This is a genomic window from Pseudoneobacillus rhizolycopersici (assembly GCF_054786815.1).
This window is the reverse complement of the sequence record NZ_JBTOOE010000001.1, coordinates 471687-488082: the sequence shown is the minus strand read 5'-3', so window position 1 is coordinate 488082 and position 16396 is coordinate 471687. Positions and strand designations below refer to the sequence as shown.

19 protein-coding genes are annotated in these 16396 nt (G+C 34.5%); 13 read left to right on the top strand and 6 right to left on the bottom strand.

The features are described 5' to 3' along the window. The first annotated feature begins 167 nt into the window (after nucleotides 1-167). The 7 genes from dinG (at nucleotide 168) to ACX9YW_RS02515 (ending at nucleotide 6849) form a co-directional block, all read left to right on the top strand. The gene (gene dinG / locus ACX9YW_RS02545) at nucleotides 168-2954 is read left to right on the top strand and encodes an ATP-dependent DNA helicase DinG (protein ID WP_460341211.1); all 2787 of its coding nucleotides are present in this window, start codon (nucleotides 168-170) and stop codon (nucleotides 2952-2954) included. A gap of 206 nt (nucleotides 2955-3160) precedes the next feature. Then, nucleotides 3161-3331, top strand: coding sequence for a YpmA family protein (locus tag ACX9YW_RS02540; RefSeq protein ID WP_460341208.1), 171 nt, complete (start codon nucleotides 3161-3163; stop codon nucleotides 3329-3331). A 12-nt stretch (nucleotides 3332-3343) separates the two neighbouring features. Beyond that, nucleotides 3344-3823, top strand: a complete 480-nt coding sequence (locus ACX9YW_RS02535) for a cell wall elongation regulator TseB-like domain-containing protein (RefSeq protein ID WP_460341205.1) — start codon at nucleotides 3344-3346, stop codon at nucleotides 3821-3823. A gap of 26 nt (nucleotides 3824-3849) precedes the next feature. Beyond that, nucleotides 3850-5034 (top strand): pyridoxal phosphate-dependent aminotransferase, encoded by a 1185-nt coding sequence (locus ACX9YW_RS02530; RefSeq protein ID WP_460341297.1) that lies wholly within the window; start codon nucleotides 3850-3852, stop codon nucleotides 5032-5034. Nucleotides 5035-5131: 97 nt separating this feature from the next. Next, nucleotides 5132-5830 (top strand): DnaD domain protein, encoded by a 699-nt coding sequence (locus tag ACX9YW_RS02525; protein WP_460341202.1) that lies wholly within the window; start codon nucleotides 5132-5134, stop codon nucleotides 5828-5830. A 28-nt stretch (nucleotides 5831-5858) separates the two neighbouring features. Beyond that, the gene (gene nth, locus ACX9YW_RS02520; RefSeq protein WP_460341199.1) at nucleotides 5859-6512 is read left to right on the top strand and encodes an endonuclease III; all 654 of its coding nucleotides are present in this window, start codon (nucleotides 5859-5861) and stop codon (nucleotides 6510-6512) included. Between the two features lie 7 nt (nucleotides 6513-6519). Then, on the top strand, nucleotides 6520-6849 hold the full coding sequence (locus ACX9YW_RS02515; protein ID WP_460341196.1) for a YpoC family protein: 330 nt from the start codon (nucleotides 6520-6522) through the stop codon (nucleotides 6847-6849). A 43-nt stretch (nucleotides 6850-6892) separates the two neighbouring features. Here the strand turns inward: ACX9YW_RS02515 and ACX9YW_RS02510 are convergent, their stop codons facing one another. Both ACX9YW_RS02510 and recU read right to left on the bottom strand, forming a co-directional pair. Continuing rightward, the gene (locus ACX9YW_RS02510; RefSeq protein WP_460341193.1) at nucleotides 6893-9433 is read right to left on the bottom strand and encodes a PBP1A family penicillin-binding protein; all 2541 of its coding nucleotides are present in this window, start codon (nucleotides 9431-9433) and stop codon (nucleotides 6893-6895) included. Nucleotides 9434-9453: 20 nt separating this feature from the next. After that, the gene (recU, locus tag ACX9YW_RS02505; RefSeq protein ID WP_460341190.1) at nucleotides 9454-10065 is read right to left on the bottom strand and encodes a Holliday junction resolvase RecU; all 612 of its coding nucleotides are present in this window, start codon (nucleotides 10063-10065) and stop codon (nucleotides 9454-9456) included. A gap of 114 nt (nucleotides 10066-10179) precedes the next feature. Here recU and ACX9YW_RS02500 point away from each other — a divergent pair, with 114 nt between their 5' ends. Next, nucleotides 10180-11142 (top strand): DUF2515 family protein, encoded by a 963-nt coding sequence (locus tag ACX9YW_RS02500; RefSeq protein WP_460341188.1) that lies wholly within the window; start codon nucleotides 10180-10182, stop codon nucleotides 11140-11142. Between the two features lie 44 nt (nucleotides 11143-11186). On the opposite strand, the gene ACX9YW_RS23885 is transcribed toward ACX9YW_RS02500, so the two are convergent. Beyond that, nucleotides 11187-11291, bottom strand: a complete 105-nt coding sequence (locus ACX9YW_RS23885; RefSeq protein ID WP_495994477.1) for a hypothetical protein — start codon at nucleotides 11289-11291, stop codon at nucleotides 11187-11189. A 184-nt stretch (nucleotides 11292-11475) separates the two neighbouring features. Between ACX9YW_RS23885 and ACX9YW_RS02495 the strand changes: the two genes are divergently transcribed. Next, on the top strand, nucleotides 11476-11745 hold the full coding sequence (locus tag ACX9YW_RS02495) for a hypothetical protein (RefSeq protein ID WP_460341185.1): 270 nt from the start codon (nucleotides 11476-11478) through the stop codon (nucleotides 11743-11745). A 71-nt stretch (nucleotides 11746-11816) separates the two neighbouring features. Then, a complete protein-coding gene (locus ACX9YW_RS02490; RefSeq protein WP_460341182.1) occupies nucleotides 11817-12191 on the top strand; it encodes a YppE family protein in 375 nt (124 codons plus the stop codon). 26 nt (nucleotides 12192-12217) lie between these two features. On the opposite strand, the gene yppF is transcribed toward ACX9YW_RS02490, so the two are convergent. After that, nucleotides 12218-12418 (bottom strand): YppF family protein, encoded by a 201-nt coding sequence (gene yppF, locus ACX9YW_RS02485; RefSeq protein ID WP_460341179.1) that lies wholly within the window; start codon nucleotides 12416-12418, stop codon nucleotides 12218-12220. A 183-nt stretch (nucleotides 12419-12601) separates the two neighbouring features. Here yppF and ACX9YW_RS02480 point away from each other — a divergent pair, with 183 nt between their 5' ends. The 3 genes from ACX9YW_RS02480 (at nucleotide 12602) to ACX9YW_RS02470 (ending at nucleotide 15051) form a co-directional block, all read left to right on the top strand. Then, nucleotides 12602-13111 carry a YppG family protein gene (locus tag ACX9YW_RS02480; protein ID WP_460341177.1) on the top strand — a complete coding sequence of 170 codons (510 nt, stop codon included), beginning with the start codon at nucleotides 12602-12604 and terminating at the stop codon, nucleotides 13109-13111. Nucleotides 13112-13235: 124 nt separating this feature from the next. Next, complete coding sequence (locus ACX9YW_RS02475; protein ID WP_460341174.1) at nucleotides 13236-14099, top strand: ABC transporter permease subunit; 864 nt, start codon at nucleotides 13236-13238, stop codon at nucleotides 14097-14099. Then, a complete protein-coding gene (locus ACX9YW_RS02470; RefSeq protein WP_460341171.1) occupies nucleotides 14092-15051 on the top strand; it encodes an ABC transporter permease subunit in 960 nt (319 codons plus the stop codon). Before ACX9YW_RS02475 ends, ACX9YW_RS02470 begins: the two co-directional genes overlap by 8 nt. A 34-nt stretch (nucleotides 15052-15085) precedes the next feature. On the opposite strand, the gene ACX9YW_RS02465 is transcribed toward ACX9YW_RS02470, so the two are convergent. Together ACX9YW_RS02465 and ACX9YW_RS02460 are read right to left on the bottom strand one after the other, a co-directional pair. Continuing rightward, on the bottom strand, nucleotides 15086-15553 hold the full coding sequence (locus ACX9YW_RS02465; protein WP_460341168.1) for an Hsp20/alpha crystallin family protein: 468 nt from the start codon (nucleotides 15551-15553) through the stop codon (nucleotides 15086-15088). A 122-nt stretch (nucleotides 15554-15675) separates the two neighbouring features. Next, nucleotides 15676-16368, bottom strand: a complete 693-nt coding sequence (locus ACX9YW_RS02460) for a Crp/Fnr family transcriptional regulator (RefSeq protein WP_460341166.1) — start codon at nucleotides 16366-16368, stop codon at nucleotides 15676-15678. Between the last annotated feature and the right edge of the window lie 28 nt (nucleotides 16369-16396).

Sequence of the window (16396 nt, the reverse complement as noted above, 5' to 3'; positions counted from 1 at the left end):
CACACCAGCCAATTAGCTGCTTAATATAAAACTCTAACTTTTAGGGGTCACCACATTTCAAAGGGGATTTTTTTAAAATCAAGTTATGTTTAACTTGGATAAATATTATCATTTTTAAATGTAATATGATACCTTTTATAGATAGTATGTACTCGGAAGGTGTAATAATGAAAAATAAATTTGTTGTGATTGATTTGGAAACAACGGGTAATTCTCCGAAAAAAGGTGATAAAATTATACAATTCGGAGCCGTTGTCATTGAGAATGGAAAAATCACCGACAGATTTTCAAGCTTAATTAATCCCAAAATCAATATCCCTATTTTTATAGAAGAATTGACGGGTATCACGAATGAAATGGTGGCAGAAGCACCTTGTTTTGATGAAATAGCGCATAAAATTCAAGCATTATTAAATGACGCCTATTTTGTAGCCCATAATGTATTATTTGATCTCTCTTTCCTTCAAGAAGAACTTCTTCGTGTAAACGAGGAAGGATTTTTGGGTTCGGTGATTGATACGGTCGAACTTTCGCGCGTTTTACTTCCGACCTTAGATAGTTATAAACTTAATGATTTAGCAAATCATCTCGGTTTTAGTCACGACCGTCCCCATCAGGCTGATAGTGATGCAGAGGTAACAGCAAATATTTTCTTGTTTTTAATAGAGCGTCTTAATTCCATTCCAATTACTACGTTCAAACAGCTTTATGAGCTTTCTGGAGGTTTAAAAAGCGATATACAGCTATTGTTAGAAGAACTTTTCGATGATAAAATCGGTCAGCTTGAAGATTGGGAAAATGAGCTCGAAAAGGTTAATGGCTTGATGTTAAATAAACAGCTTAGTGAAATGGAAGAGGACTCTACTTGTGTTGCCCCTGTTTTTCCTATAAATGATAGACAAAAAGAGGAACAATTAAAAAGGTCTATTCCGTTTTTTCAAAAGAGAGACGGTCAATTATTGATGATGAATAAGATATTTGAAGCGTTTAGTCGTGAACATAATTTGGTTCTTGAGGCAGGAACAGGTATTGGTAAATCATTAGGGTATTTATTTCCTGCAGCATATTTCTCAAAACTTTCAAACAAGCAGGTCGTAATTAGTACATATACAACCCATCTTCAATCGCAGTTACTTGAAAAGGATATCCCATTACTTAAACAAACTTTACCATTTGGAATAAATGTTGCACTATTGAAGGGGAAATCTCATTACATAAGCTTATCTAGATTTGAAGATAGCCTTCAGGATTTTGAGGATAATTATGATTCCTGTTTAACGAAAATGCAAATATTAATTTGGTTACTTGAAACACAATCAGGAGATGTCGATGAGCTAAATCTTTCTAGTGGGGGACACATTTTTTGGAATAGAGTGTGTCACAGTCATTCCTCTAAAAATAAATCTGCTGCTTGGGATAATAAAGATTTTTATATGCGGGCAAAAAAGAAAGTTAAAACGGCTGATTTAATTATTACGAATCATTCTTTACTATTACAAGATGTAAAGGAGCCAAGCCTTCTTCCTCCAATACAATATTTGATTGTAGATGAAGGACATCATTTTCCAAGAGTAGCCCAAAAAACGCTTGGCTTTCAAATTGATTATTTCAACATACGCTTTTTGCTCAATCAATTTGGTCAAATTGAACAAAAACAATTATTATTTAAACTGGAACGATTTTTTAATACCAAACAAATTCTATTTAATTTTGGTGAGCTTAACAAGTTAGTCACTGATCTTTATTTTGAAATGGATGAATTTTTTAAAGCCATTCGGTTTTATGTAAAAAAACATACAAAAGAAGATACTTCCTTTTCGAAAGTTAATCAACAGATACATTTTCAAGAATCTGATTACAGAATTTTATTTCATAGCGCTGAGCGTTTTTACTTTAAACTTAAAGAAATGATTCACTCTATATCAAATATTATTTCCGTTATGGAAGAATTATCATTAGCTTTTGAAAGTGAGATCTATCTTTATGAGGAAACAATTAAATGTTTTCAGCAATTAAATCAAAATACACAACAATTTGTTTCCATTTTTCTTCGCCCGGATAACGCTCGTACCGCTTGGATAGAAATCGACTTTCGGTCCTATCAAAACGCAACGACCATCTATGCACAACCAGTTTCGATTTCCAACCAGTTTCATGAATTATTATTGACAAAAATGAAAAGTGTTGTCTTAACATCGGCTACTCTCTCCACAAATGGAAAATTTGATTATTTCATTAATGAATTGGGTATGGATAAATCAGCAGAAACATTCATAATTGCTTCACCCTTTGATTATCGCAATAGGGTAAAAGTTTTTATTCCAAAAGAGTTGCCGGATATTATAAGTGTTAGTCTTGATGATTATGTCGCTGCAATAACTGAACATATTATCTCAATTGCCGAAGTAACAAAGGGGAGGATCTTAGTTTTATTTACTGCCCATGATATGTTGCGGAAAACTTACACCCTTATTAAAGAAAGTGGTTTTCTTTCGGAATATGCATTGATTGCCCAAGGGATTTCTGGTGGAAGTCGTTCCCGTTTAACAAAGAATTTTCAAAAGTTTGACAAGGCCATTTTATTTGGTACAAGTAGTTTCTGGGAAGGTGTCGATATTCCGGGTGAAGCTTTATCATGCCTAATAATGGTAAGACTTCCATTTACATCACCAGATGAACCGCTTATGAAAGCCAAGTGCCAAGAAATAATGAAGATGGGGGGAAATGGGTTTCAGGAAGTTGCCCTCCCTGAAGCTGTCTTAAAGTTTAAACAAGGATTTGGAAGATTAATTCGTTCTGAAGAGGATAGAGGAGTGTTAATTATTTTTGACCGTCGAGTGATTACAACTAGTTATGGTAAGACCTTCCTTACTTCCATTCCATCTGTTCCAATTTTTGAGTTAAAGATGGATTTGATCCTACAGCAAATTTATTCTTGGTTACCACCACGATAGGAAGGCAAAAAAAACTGTGCAAAACTTGCACAGCCAAGACATTAGTGGACTAGAAAGATTTTTTGAAAAAATTCTTAGAAATATCGTATTGGTACTTAAAACAGTTATAATGGTGATGGAGTGTAGTAATGGTTGTAGTCATATTGTAACCGTATTACTGCGACATATTAGTTACAAATTTTGTTGACTTTTAGGGGGAATAATTTATGGAGAGTAAAATTGAGATTCTTTCCACGATAAAAATTCAATATAGTTCTGACTTATATAAAATTGTTGATGCCTTAAATCGAACATTAAAAGAAAAAGACTTGATGTTTGGGTTAGCCTTAGACCGTGAAGACCATTCCAAAGCAATCTTTACCATTTATCGAACATAAGAAAGCTGAAAAATGATGATGAGAAAAATTTTATGGATGGTACTCGTAGTCCTGCTAATTTTCACTTCTCTTCTTTCCTACACATATGTGCAAGCGATACAGCCACTAAAAAAGTTAGAGAAAGAGGCAACAAGTATCGCTTTAAGGGAAACTGGGATTGTCACAGTGGATGGTTTTGAAGCCTTTAACGGTCTAGACACTATCTGGGTTGTTAAAGGAAAAAACAATAAAGGTGAGTCTTTGATTGTTTGGATTTCTGAAAAAGACAAAAAAATAACCATCAAAAGAGAGAATGAAGGTCTAAGTTCAAAGGCAGCAATTAAAAAAGTTAAAGAACTAAGTAAGCCAAAAAAAATATTAGATGTTAGATTGGGCATGGAAAAGGGCATTCCTTTGTGGGAAATTTATTACCTTTCTGATGATGATTTAATAAATTATTATCATATCGATTTTGAAACAGGTGAATGGATAAAAAAAATAGAAAATCTCTAATTTGTAGGAGGCAAAAGGGAATGGAAATTAGCTTAGCATCAAGAGTGAAGGCCTTAACTCCTTCAACTACACTGGCTATTTCAGCTAAGGCTGCAGAATTAAAATCCTCAGGGTTTGATGTAATTGGTTTAGGTGCCGGAGAGCCAGATTTTAACACACCTCAACACATTATCGAAGCTGCTTACACATCAATGAATGAAGGTAAAACCAAATATACACCATCGGGAGGCTTACCTTCATTAAAAAAAGCGATTCAAGAAAAATTCAGGCAAGATCAAGGCCTCGAATATCAGCAAAGTGAAATCATTGTTGTAAATGGAGCAAAGCATGCACTCTATACGTTATTCCAAGTAATATTGGGTGAGGGAGATGAAGTTATCATTCCAACACCATATTGGGTAAGTTACCCTGAACAAGTCAAGCTAGCGGGTGGGGTACCAATATATATCGAAGGTATAGAGCAAAATGACTATAAAATTACTCCTGATCAAATTTTGCAAGCCCTGTCGGAAAAAACAAAAGCTGTAATCCTCAACTCACCAAGTAATCCAACTGGAATGATTTATTCAAAGGAAGAACTTGAAGCAATTGGTAAGGTTTGTCTTGAACATAATTTATTAATAGTCTCGGATGAGATATATGAAAAATTAATATACGCAGATAACAAACATGTTTCCATCGCCGAGATTTCGCAGGAGTTAAAGGAACAAACCATAATTATCAATGGGGTTTCTAAATCACATTCGATGACTGGTTGGCGAATTGGGTATGCTGCAGGAAATAAAGAAATTATTACAGCAATGACAAATCTTGCGAGCCATAGTACTTCTAATCCAACAACTATCGCTCAATATGCAACGATTGCAGCCTATAATGATTCTCAGGATTGCGTTGAAGAAATGAGAAATGCGTTTGAGTCAAGATTAATGACTATATTTGATCAGATAGTAGCGATTGAAGGATTTACCTGCGTAAAGCCTCAAGGAGCATTTTACCTGTTTCCAAATGTAAAGACAGCAGCTGAATTAACTGGATATGCAACTGTCGATGATTTTGCGGCTGCTCTTCTTGAAGAAAAGTTAGTTGCCGTAATTCCAGGTTCTGGTTTTGGGGCACCAAATAACATTCGTTTATCATATGCAACATCATTAGAATCACTCCAAACAGCAATTAGGCGAATCAAAGAATTTGTTGAAACCAAAAAGAAATAATTCAGTTAAAAACGGGGGCTCCACCTCCGTTTTTTCTAATTGTTGGTCGTACTATAGACGTCAGATATCTGTTATACTGTTTTAAGAGGTGTCATAAATGGATAAATTAACTCTTTTAGATTGGGCAAACGAAGGTACTTTAAATATACCAGCTTTTTTAATAACACATTTCAAAAGTTTAAAACTTACCGAATCAGAATTAGTTTTAATACTTCAAGTAATTTCCTACCAAAACAAAGGAAATGATTTTCCAACTCCTGAAGAATTAGCTTCCCGTATGACAATTTCTGCTGATAATTGTGCTAATATGTTGCGAAATTTAGTTCAAAAAGGAATCATCCATATTACCGATGAGTATAGTCCGGAGGGGATTCGATTTGAAAAATACACCCTTCAGCCGCTTTGGGAAAAGATGATTGAATACTTCTTGTTTATGAGAAAAGCGGAAGAATCAGCCCAGAAACGAACATCTGAGGATAATTTATATACATGCTTCGAAACTGAGTTTGGACGACCTTTATCACCATTTGAAATTGAAACATTAAAAATGTGGATTGATGATGACCGACACGATGCGATTATTATAAAATCAGCACTAAAAGAAGCAGTCATTAGTGGAAAATTAAATTTTCGGTATATTGATCGGATTCTTTTTGATTGGAAAAGAAACGGGATTAGAACGGTTGAACAGGCCAAAAGCTACGGCTTGAAGTTTCGTCAAAAAGGACGAGCATCAACAAATCAACCTAAACAGTCAACAGAAGCTGTTCCAATTTATAATTGGTTAGAAAATTAATAGCAAAAAGGTAAGAGAGGGAAATGAAGTGCTAACAAAACAGCAAATTAGATTTAGCCTTGATCAAATGGGTGAGATGTTTCCAGAGGCACATTGTGAACTAATCCATTCCAACCCTTTTGAATTAGTGATAGCAGTCGCTTTATCAGCACAATGTACGGATGTTTTAGTAAATAAAGTGACAAAAAACCTTTTTCAAAAGTACAAGAGACCTCAAGATTATTTACAAGTTTCTCTGGAAGAATTGCAAAACGATATACGTTCTATAGGTTTATTTCGAAACAAAGCGAAAAATATTCAAAAGCTTTGTCAGCTATTGCTGGATGAGTATGATGGTGTTGTCCCACATGAACGAGAAGAGCTTCAAAGACTACCAGGTGTGGGGAGAAAAACAGCAAATGTTGTAATGTCTGTTGCCTATGGTATCCCGGCCATTGCTGTTGATACACATGTCGAACGTGTTAGCAAACGTCTTGGTTTCTGCCGATGGAAAGACTCTGTGCTTGAAGTTGAAAATACTCTTATGAAAAGAGTACCGCGTGATGAATGGTCAGTTACTCATCACCGCATGATTTTTTTTGGCAGATATCATTGTAAGGCTCAAAATCCACAATGTCCTACCTGCCCTTTACTAGATATCTGTCGGGAAGGTAAAAAGCGGATGAAGGAAAAGGGAGTTTGAATAGAGGATGAAAAATAAAGACAACCGATTCTCCTTGTTACTCATTAGGTGGAAAGAAATAAAAGAGGATTTGAGCTTGATCTTTGAAAAAAGAGAGGTCGGAAAAGCTCAGCCTCTTATGAAAGAGGCGATATCGATATTTCACGAATTACTAGCAATATCGAATGAGAACAGACTTTCTGAATATGCAGAATTACATTGGAAACCGGTTAATCTAATTGATCGAATCATGTTTATCAATAAACGAATAAATTCATACCATGCTTTTATCCAGTTATCGGAACTTTTTAATGAACAAGAAAAGATTTATGAAAAAAGTTTAATCATAAAAAAGTGACTAAGCCTTTAGTAGGCTTAGTCACTTTTTATTATGATAATTATTACTCGCCATTTTCTTCCCAATAACTATCATCGTCTGGAGGAAATAGGTTGTCTTCACCGTTGTAGCCTGATTCATTGCCACTATTGTTATCTTTATCCTTCTTTTTCCCTTTTCCATTTTCGTTTCCGTTATTATTTCCGTTGTTATCATTATTATTATCATTATAAGATAGCTCCGGTATTTCTATTGAAATAACAGCAGGATCACTTCGTTTTTCACCATTAATAGCCGTTACTTTAAAGGTATATTTTCCTCCTGGGACAATATCTGTAATAAGAATAGCCAGTTCAGGAGTTGGAGCTGTTAAAAGTTGATCTGGACCTTCGTCGATTGATCCTGTAACTTCGAAGGTAATTGGGTTACCGGTAGCTCCATTTTCAGGATAGGTCCAGGATAAATATATTTGATTGTTTATTTCATCATATTTAGAATCTAATTGCTGTGGCGCTTCAAGCTTTTTGTATTTTGGCGATATTTCATTTGGGGAAGAACCTTTAACTGCCCATTCTGAGAGAATCAATTCCTTAGGAGTAAATTCACTCGAGAGCATTGCTGGGTTCGTTCCTTTTTCAATTTTAACTCTCTCTACCGATTTTGGAACTGTAAAATCAGGAGTATCAATACCTTCAGAAATATGATTCATAATATTTTTAAATAAATATTGGGCAATTTTTTGACTATCACCTGAAGGGATAAACTTTTTCCGACTCTCATACCCAGTCCAAATGGCCGCTGTGTAATTGGTAGTGTAACCGGCAAACCAAGCATCTGGAACAGCGCCTCGAGGAATACCTAGTTCATTTATTTCATCTTGAGTGTAATTCGTTGTTCCTGTTTTTCCCGCCATATGAAGCCTTGATACATTGGCTCTGCCTCCGGTTCCATATGGACTTTTTACTGCACTCTTCAGCATATCTGTAATTAAAAATGCTGTATAATCTTTCATAACGACAACGTCCGTTTTTTCAGGCTTTGTATCGATTTCAGTGCCATCCCTTAGGACAATTTTCTTAATTGAATGGGGTTCGTTATATATCCCATTATTGGCAAAAGCACTATAGGCTCCAGCCATGTGTAAAGGTGATACCCCATTTTCTAGGCCGCCAAGAGCATAGGATTCATAAATTTCATCCAGTGGCAATCCGAGATTTTGTGCAAACTTCTGTGCATTTTCTAATCCTACCTGTTGTATGGTTTGAACGGCAGTCGTATTTCTGGAGCGAGCTAACGCTTCTCTCATCGTCATTGGCCCCATATACTTATTATCCCAGTTATGAGGTTGGGCATCCGTTTTTCCAGAATACTTTGTTGGTTTATCTTCTAAAATATGATAAGTACCCCATTTTAAATATTCAATTGCAGGACCGTAATCCAAAATTGGCTTTATCGTTGAACCAGGTTGTCGGCGGGTCCCGGTGGCATAGTTAAAGCCTCGTTTTACTTTTTGATTTCGGCCGCCACCAATCGCTCGTATTTCCCCTGTTCTTGAATCAAGTAAAACGATTCCAGCTTGAAACTCATCGTCAGGATACTTAATGATATCATTTGTATTTAAGATATTTTCTACATAAGACTGTGCATTTGTGTCCAATGTCGTATGAATGGTTAATCCATCTTTGTATATATCATAGTCGCCATGTTTTTTTACCTCATCTATAACTGCATCAACAAAGGAAGCGTAAGGACTTTCATCCTCTTCTTCCTCAATGAGGGTAGATTCAATCGGCACTTTTTGAGCCTCTTCCATTTCTTCTTTTGTTATAAACCCATGTTGATGCATAAGGGTTAATACAATGTTTCTTCTTTTTTCGGCACGATCAGGATGAATGAACGGATTATAATTATTTGGACTTTGTGGCAATCCAGCAAGTACTGCTGCTTCTGAAAGAGTTAATTCATTTAATTCTTTTCCAAAATAAACAGAAGCCCCCGTTTTGATTCCATAAATATCATCAGCCATTAAGTTTTTATTTACATAAATTTCAAAAATCTTTTCTTTTTTATATTTTTGTTCCAATTGGTAAGCTAGCCATGCTTCTTGGATTTTTCTTGTTAACGTTTTTTTGGTTGTTAAAAATGAATTTTTAACAACCTGTTGAGTAATAGTGCTAGCACCTTCTGAACCAAAACCGTTGGTAATATTGGCGATAATAGCTCCGCCAAGTCGAATAAAATCAATCCCGTGATGCTTATAGAAACGGACGTCCTCTGTAGCTAAAACCGCATTTTCGACAAGTTTAGGAATTTCTTCATAGGTAACATAATCCCGTTTTACATAACCTACTTCATCAATCACTTGACCATCTTTATCTAAAATTTTTGATGAAACCGGATCCTTTAACAGCGCCTCATCTAGCTTAGGTGTATCTTTAATTATCATTGCAACCGTTGTAACAGCGGCTATAGAAATAATCAATCCAATAATCAAAACAGACAGAAATACCTTTTTCCATAAACCAGCTTTTTTTTGTTTACCATTCTTTTTTTTCCCCGTAAGCTGTTTACGACGTTCCTCTCTTGTCTGGTATTTCTCATTCATAACTATTTCCTACCTTTCTTCTAAAAACTATATAATTTATCAATGACTTTTATATAGTCAATTCTCGGTTGGTAACCAATTGCGATTGGATGCCCATATTGTTTTACTTCTTCAAGGGTAATCGATTTTCTTCCACCATTGATCATCCGATTCCAAAAAAACAAAAGTTTCTCACCTTCTAAAAAGAAAATATCCTCATTAATAGAAAATCGCAAAATGACAAATGATATGCCATTTTGTTTTAGGATCGATGAGATGTGCTGTATTTGGTGTTCATGAAAATTTTTTAGAGGAAAAGACTGACTAAGCTTCGTTTCCTTTGCTTCAAAATCAATGTATTTTCCTTTATAAACTCCGTTATAATCCGTAGTGGATGCCTGTTTAAAATAAGCCTCCTTAATAACGGCAGCACTACGTTTTGGATATTCAACGTGTACGATTTGAACGGGAGTTGGTTTCTTATGGATAATGGCTATATTGTTTTCTCGATAATATTCATTTGTCACATTTAGGTCTTCCTCTAGGGTCATACCACGATTCGAATAACTACTGTTTTTTGTCTTTATAGAATTCGTATTTGCATTCTTCGGTTTGGGGATAAAACGTCTCCCATTTGGATAATGCACATTCATTCCTTTCACTCCTCGCCTACTATACCATATCATAACAAATTCTCTCTTGTCAGTTGTTGAATAAAAATTTTCAGCAACTAAAAAATAGAAAGAGGATGAGAAAGGGAAGATAGGATGAATGATATGACATTGACGGAAAAGATAATTATAAAAGAAATCTCAAAAAGAACAAATAAAAGGAATAAGGATAATATTTCAAGGACAGAAGCCTATTTTAAATTTTTTATAAGACATCCGGATATACAATGGTCTTTCCTAGCCAGTATGGTTTCACGAAATGGGGGCTATAATATGTGTGACCTCCAAGGTAGCTATTTTACCCAATTGCTTGATTTTCCGACAAGGAAACGTCTATTTTTAACCTACGAGCGGGCAAACTGGCTAATCTTTCATGATGTTTATCCACAATTATTACTATATGAATATTCGACGAAACTACACCAACCTTTGTTTCACCTCTTAAAATATTTCCAAGTATCCCAGTTTATTCAAAAGGAATGGGAATTTTATTGGACTAATCGAGATGAAAAACGGTTAACTACAGCCTTAATTATCAATGAACAAAATGTGATTCAAAAGCCGATCATCGAACATCATTTATATCGAGAAAAAGTCTTTCATTCAATGATATTTCGTTTTGAAGAATGGTTTCATTTTAGTTACGTCCTATTTCCTACCTGTGGGGGAGAGGTATATGGGGCAAGTGTGGATGGATTTCGAAAGCTAGATAAAAGAATCGATTTAGGTAAACGGTTAGCGGATATCCTCTTTCAACCGAGATTGTTTCCAGCCTTTTTTGAGTTTGCCATAAAACAAGTCCATACAGGTTCCAGGTATGACTACGAAAAGTATTTTTCTAAAAGGATACCTATTCATACTCCAATTTTACGAGCCACCTTTCCAATTGTCGATCACCATATCCATCAAAAAGAAGACTGGAGTATAAAAAATACGATTAAGAGGTCATGGTTGTTTCATTCTGCTAAACATAAGCATCCCATTTATTTAAGCGATTGGTATGAGAAGAAAATGAATCAACTAAAGGCTATCGTTACAATACATGAATTAATCAAATAAAGGAGGATTGACCTTTAGCCAATCCTCCTGAATATAAATTCATATTAAGTCGAGGGACGATTTGGTCCTTCGAGCTTTTTATCTCCATAGCCTGCTTTTTTCTCATTTAAGTGCTGAGGTTGAATATTGTCTTTTGTCTGCTTTTTCATATCAACACCTCCCAATTTTATTGTGTGCTTTCATTAGATCTTTCATTCCTAAGTGCAATAACTGTCGAATGTTTTGCAAAACAGCACTTTCTTTGCCGAATTACTTCTAGTTTTGTCAATGGTGAAGGAGTCCAAAAATGAATGGAGAATACTTGATTTAGAATAAATGAGGAGGTCATGAAATATGATGGAAAACAAAAATCCACAGGATAAATTACTAGTAATGCTTACAGAAATCTATGATCAGTTAGAGGAACTTGAGGGCGCACTTGAACAATCATTAACTGACCTTCGAAGTAATCTTTATCAACAGCAAGAAAGTAATTTAGAATTTACAAATACAAAATTAGAGAAGGTAGAAATAAAACTTCAAAGCCAGAAACCTATGGTAAAAGGTAGAATTGAAATTCCCCAAGTTCCTTCAAAAAGCTTAAAGCTTGAAATGGGATATTAAAAAAAATAAAATAATGAAGCTAGCTTTCAAATTTAAGCTACTTTTTATTTATTGGATTCGAGGGGAAATGAATGAATGTCCAGCTAAAAGAAACGACAATGGAACTTATTAGAATATTAGAATTTGTGAGAGAACAGTTTGAGACCGTAAAAACAAGTGGTAAGGAAGGCGATTTCTATTCAGAGGTTAAACCTTTTGCAGAACGAGTAAAATTATTGCTGGATCAATGGTCTTCTTTAGCAGTTAATTATATTCAACTAGAAAAACCAACTTATCTCAATGAAAATCAATTACACACAACTTATGATCATATAGAAAAAATATCTATCCAATGCTTTTATCCAAAAACGAGTCGTAAAATATTTCTTAACTCTTTACGTTCAGCTCAGTTTGTGTTAGAAAGCGTGATGTTAAACTTAGAAGGAACATTAATAAAATATAAATAGGTCCAGCATTTAGCCGGACCCATTTTTTATTCTTCGCTATTGGTGGTCGGTTCGTCAGGAATTTCTGCTCCTAACGCCTCAAGTTCTCGGACGAGCTTTCGATACTCATTGATGGAAATTTCATTATGAATATAAGCCTTTTTTGCAAAATCGATAAGTTCATTGGCATTTTCGCTATTATACTGTCTTTTTTGTAAAAATAGTGATTCTAATTCATGAATATCCATACACAAATTTCCCCTTCCACTTTTTTTTATCGTACCACAGGATTGAATTTTTTCTAATTTTTTTAAAAATTGAAACTTCCGACAAGAGATAACAAGATTAGACAAGCTTACTAATATTTTTTCACCTATTATTCAACTAGGCATATTCTATAATATTGAAAAGTGCGGAGGAGATGAACGACCATGTTTAGCCCTAATCAATTTGATCGAACCTATTTTTGGCACCCAAACGAAATGGAACGAAATATGGGAAATTACTATTATCCAGGGAATCCTTATATTACAGGTCATCCTTCTAATCCTGCGATGCAGTATGCCCCAACAACTAATCCATATTACCAGTCACCATTAGGAGGTTATCATTATCAGCAACAATGGCAGTCTCCGATGATTCCACCTTCTAACTATGGAAAGAATAAAACAACGTCTCTATTTGATAATCCGTTAGAACCAGTAGACAACTATTACCAACAAAATCAAATGATGCAACAACACATGAACTATAATCCATATCCGAAGCCAAATATGATTCAAAAACCAAATGGTGGATTTGGAACAATATTAAATTCATTCAAAGGGCAAGATGGAAACATTGACTTAAATAAGATGATGAATACGGCTGGTCAAATGGTGAATGCTGTCAGTCAAGTTAGTGCGATGGTCAAAGGGTTAGGAGGAATTTTTAAGGTATAACTTCATTTTGTTTAAGACAAAAAGGGACGACATTGCGCTCGTCTTTTTTGTTGTGCAGTTTTGATTGACATTATTATATTAAAAAAGGAAAATATGTAATAAATCAAAAGGGGGGATTAGCAAAATGGGGAAGATTTTTCAACAAGGTGTTGTAATATTTATTTTAATATTGTTTTTAGCTGCTCTACCTACCATGATAAGTATAAATTCTGAAACGAAGAGCTTGTCTTGGGATTTTAGTAGACTCCCCGATACCTATGGAAATTTTATAAAGGAAATTAGAGGTGGAAATTTAGGGAGTTATCACATTGGTTTGCAAGAACGTCAAATATCCGAGGACATAGGGAAATTTATTTCCACTAGTTTGCTTATATTGGTCGTTGGTGTAAATGCATCAGTTATTTTGAGTTTATTATTTGGTCTATTTATCAGTCGTTTTCATCTTACACGGATACTCAATATTTTATTAAATATATTAGCAGCCATACCTGATTTTATTTTGATTATCCTTTCATTAATCATTGCAGTAAAAATATATAAACTAACGGGAATACGAGTTATATCTCTCAGACCTGATGCAGGTGCAAGCAATATTTGGTTTCCCATGGTATTATCGGGAATCGCTCCTACCTTATATTTATTTAAACTCATTGCCATTCGCTATTATCAAATAAGTGGAGAGGATTATATCCGAACAGCTGTTGCTAAAGGGATGAAAGTTAACTACATTAATTTCCATCACGTTTATAAAAACATCGAACCATTTATTAAAGCTGAGTTAACAAAAGTGATATCATTAGCTATTGGTAATTTGTTCATTATTGAATACTTACTTAATGTCTCTGGATTAACAAAATTTATTTTCTTAAGTTATGAAATCCAGCCGATTGCGATTGGCTTATTTTCAATGTTAATCATTTCGCTAATAGTGTACCTATCGGTCAAAATATTACTTTACTTATTTAAACGAGGTTTTATATATGAATAGGCTTGTTCGCTTTAATTTCACCCTTTGGATTGGTTCTTTTTTGGTCATAATCTTAATTTTACTAGCTGTTTTAGGTCCATATTTTACTCCACACGAAATAACCGATACACTAAAAACAACTTATACCAATGGAACCATTTTTGCTCCCCCTTTAGAGCCCTTTCAGTCGTTTCAATATCTTTTGGGTACTGATCGCTGGGGATATGATTTATTAACAATGGTCCTTTACGGGATTAGATATACCATAATGATTTCCGTGATTGTGACACTAATAAAAATGACTGCTGGAACGATTATTGGTTTATATGTAGGTACATGGAAAAAAGCGATAGGTTGGATCGAGTCGTTTGAAAATGCATGGAGTTATTTACCGTTATTCCTTATCCTATATTTCTTTTTCTTACCAATAAATTTTGGTCAAACTGTCGATTCTTCACAATTAATCATATATTTTATTGGTGTTACTTCCATTATAAGTATGCCAAGTATTATTTCATCTGTCCGGAAAAAAACAATAGTCATTTCAAAGTCTGTTTTTATAGAGGCGTCTGTCGTCTTAGGAGCAAATCGGAACCGGATTATTTGGAAACATATTTTTCTACAAATGAAAGAATCATTATTAGTCATGTTTATATTGGAAATTGTATATGTCATGACAATTATGGGACAGCTCGGATTAATGAATATTTTTATCGGTGGAACGATTGTACGCCAAGATCCCGTTATTTATATTTCCGTAACAAAGGAAATTGCCGGATTAGTCGGGCAAGCAAGAGGGAATATTTATGGGACGACTCATGTTCTTATTGTTCCCTTAATCGTGTTACTATTTACAACTATGTCATTTCATTTATTTGCAAATGGTTTAAAAAACCGTTATCAGTCTAATTTTCAACGAACGCCATGGATTAAAACAGGTTTCGAACCCAAACTATTACCAAAAAGAAAATAGCATGGACAGAAGGCTCTTCCTCTGTCCATGCTGATCATTCGATTTCAATATTTTTTCTAGCCTTTCGTGGTATTCTAATCTGTAAAAGACCATCGTTATATGTGGCTTTAACAAGCTTTTCGTTAATAGGTACAGGAAGATTAATCGTTCTACTTGATCTTTGAATGGAGTGGCGGCGATGAATTTGATGGTTTATTTCATCCGTTTCGATAATCTGTTCCTGATTATTGATTGAAATGGTTAATTGAGTTCCAATGTAATCAATCTGTATCTGATCTCGTTTTATTCCAGGTAACTCAGCGGTAATGAGATATTCCTTTTCTGTTTCATTAAGAGAAACTGGAAATGCTAAATGATTAAAGGGGTTTTTAATAAATTCATCAATAGTTTCCAATAGGCCTTTAACTGGGCGTTCAGTAAAAAAGGAGTTCATCGATTTAATAAGTTCCCCAAAAGGTTCTTTTTCTTTTCTTGTGTTCTTATCTGGGAAATGGGAAGACATGCCTAATTTCTCCTCTCATAGAATAATCCACTTTCATCATATGAAAATGGACCGAAATAGGTTCATATTCTAAAAGATGTGGAATCAAAAAAAAAACGGAAACGACTATATCGTTTCCGTTTTTAAAATAATTCATCCATTAATTTGTCAGGATCAATGATCATATTACCGTCTTCATCCATTTCAATTAATTCTTCTTTTTTCATTTTAGTTAGCGTACGGCTGACCGTTTCACGAGTGGTACCAATCATATTGGCTAAATCTTTATTTGTAAACTCATTTTTTAGTGTGATGGTCCCATTTTCGTTTTTTGTCCCATGTTTATCGCCTAACCGGATTAGTAGCTTAATGATTTGTTCATAAGTATTATTTAAGATTTGCTCTTCTAGACGGTTCTGGAGATCAACAATTTTTTCGCCTAACACTTTGAATACCTTAATACATAACTCGGGATTTTCGATTAACACATTTTCAAATTTGGCAATAGGTACAGCTACTAGTATTGCCTTTTCTAAAACCTCCGCATTTGCGGGGTAACTTCCTTTTCGAAAGAATCCAACGTGTGGAAACATTTCCCCTTTTTTTATGATAGAAACAATTTGCTCGCGACCATTAATGTCGCTTTTATATATTTTAACCTTGCCATCTTCAATAAAATATACATTATCTAAAGGTTCCCCTTGTAAAAAGACATAGCTATTTTTTTTCCAAGTTCTTGATATAGAGATTTGAACAATTTTTTCAATTTCCTGTTCATTTAAATCTCGAAATAACGTAAAGTTGGAAAGCACCTTTTTGATTTGATCCTGTATCATTACTACACCTCATATCCCCACATATCCT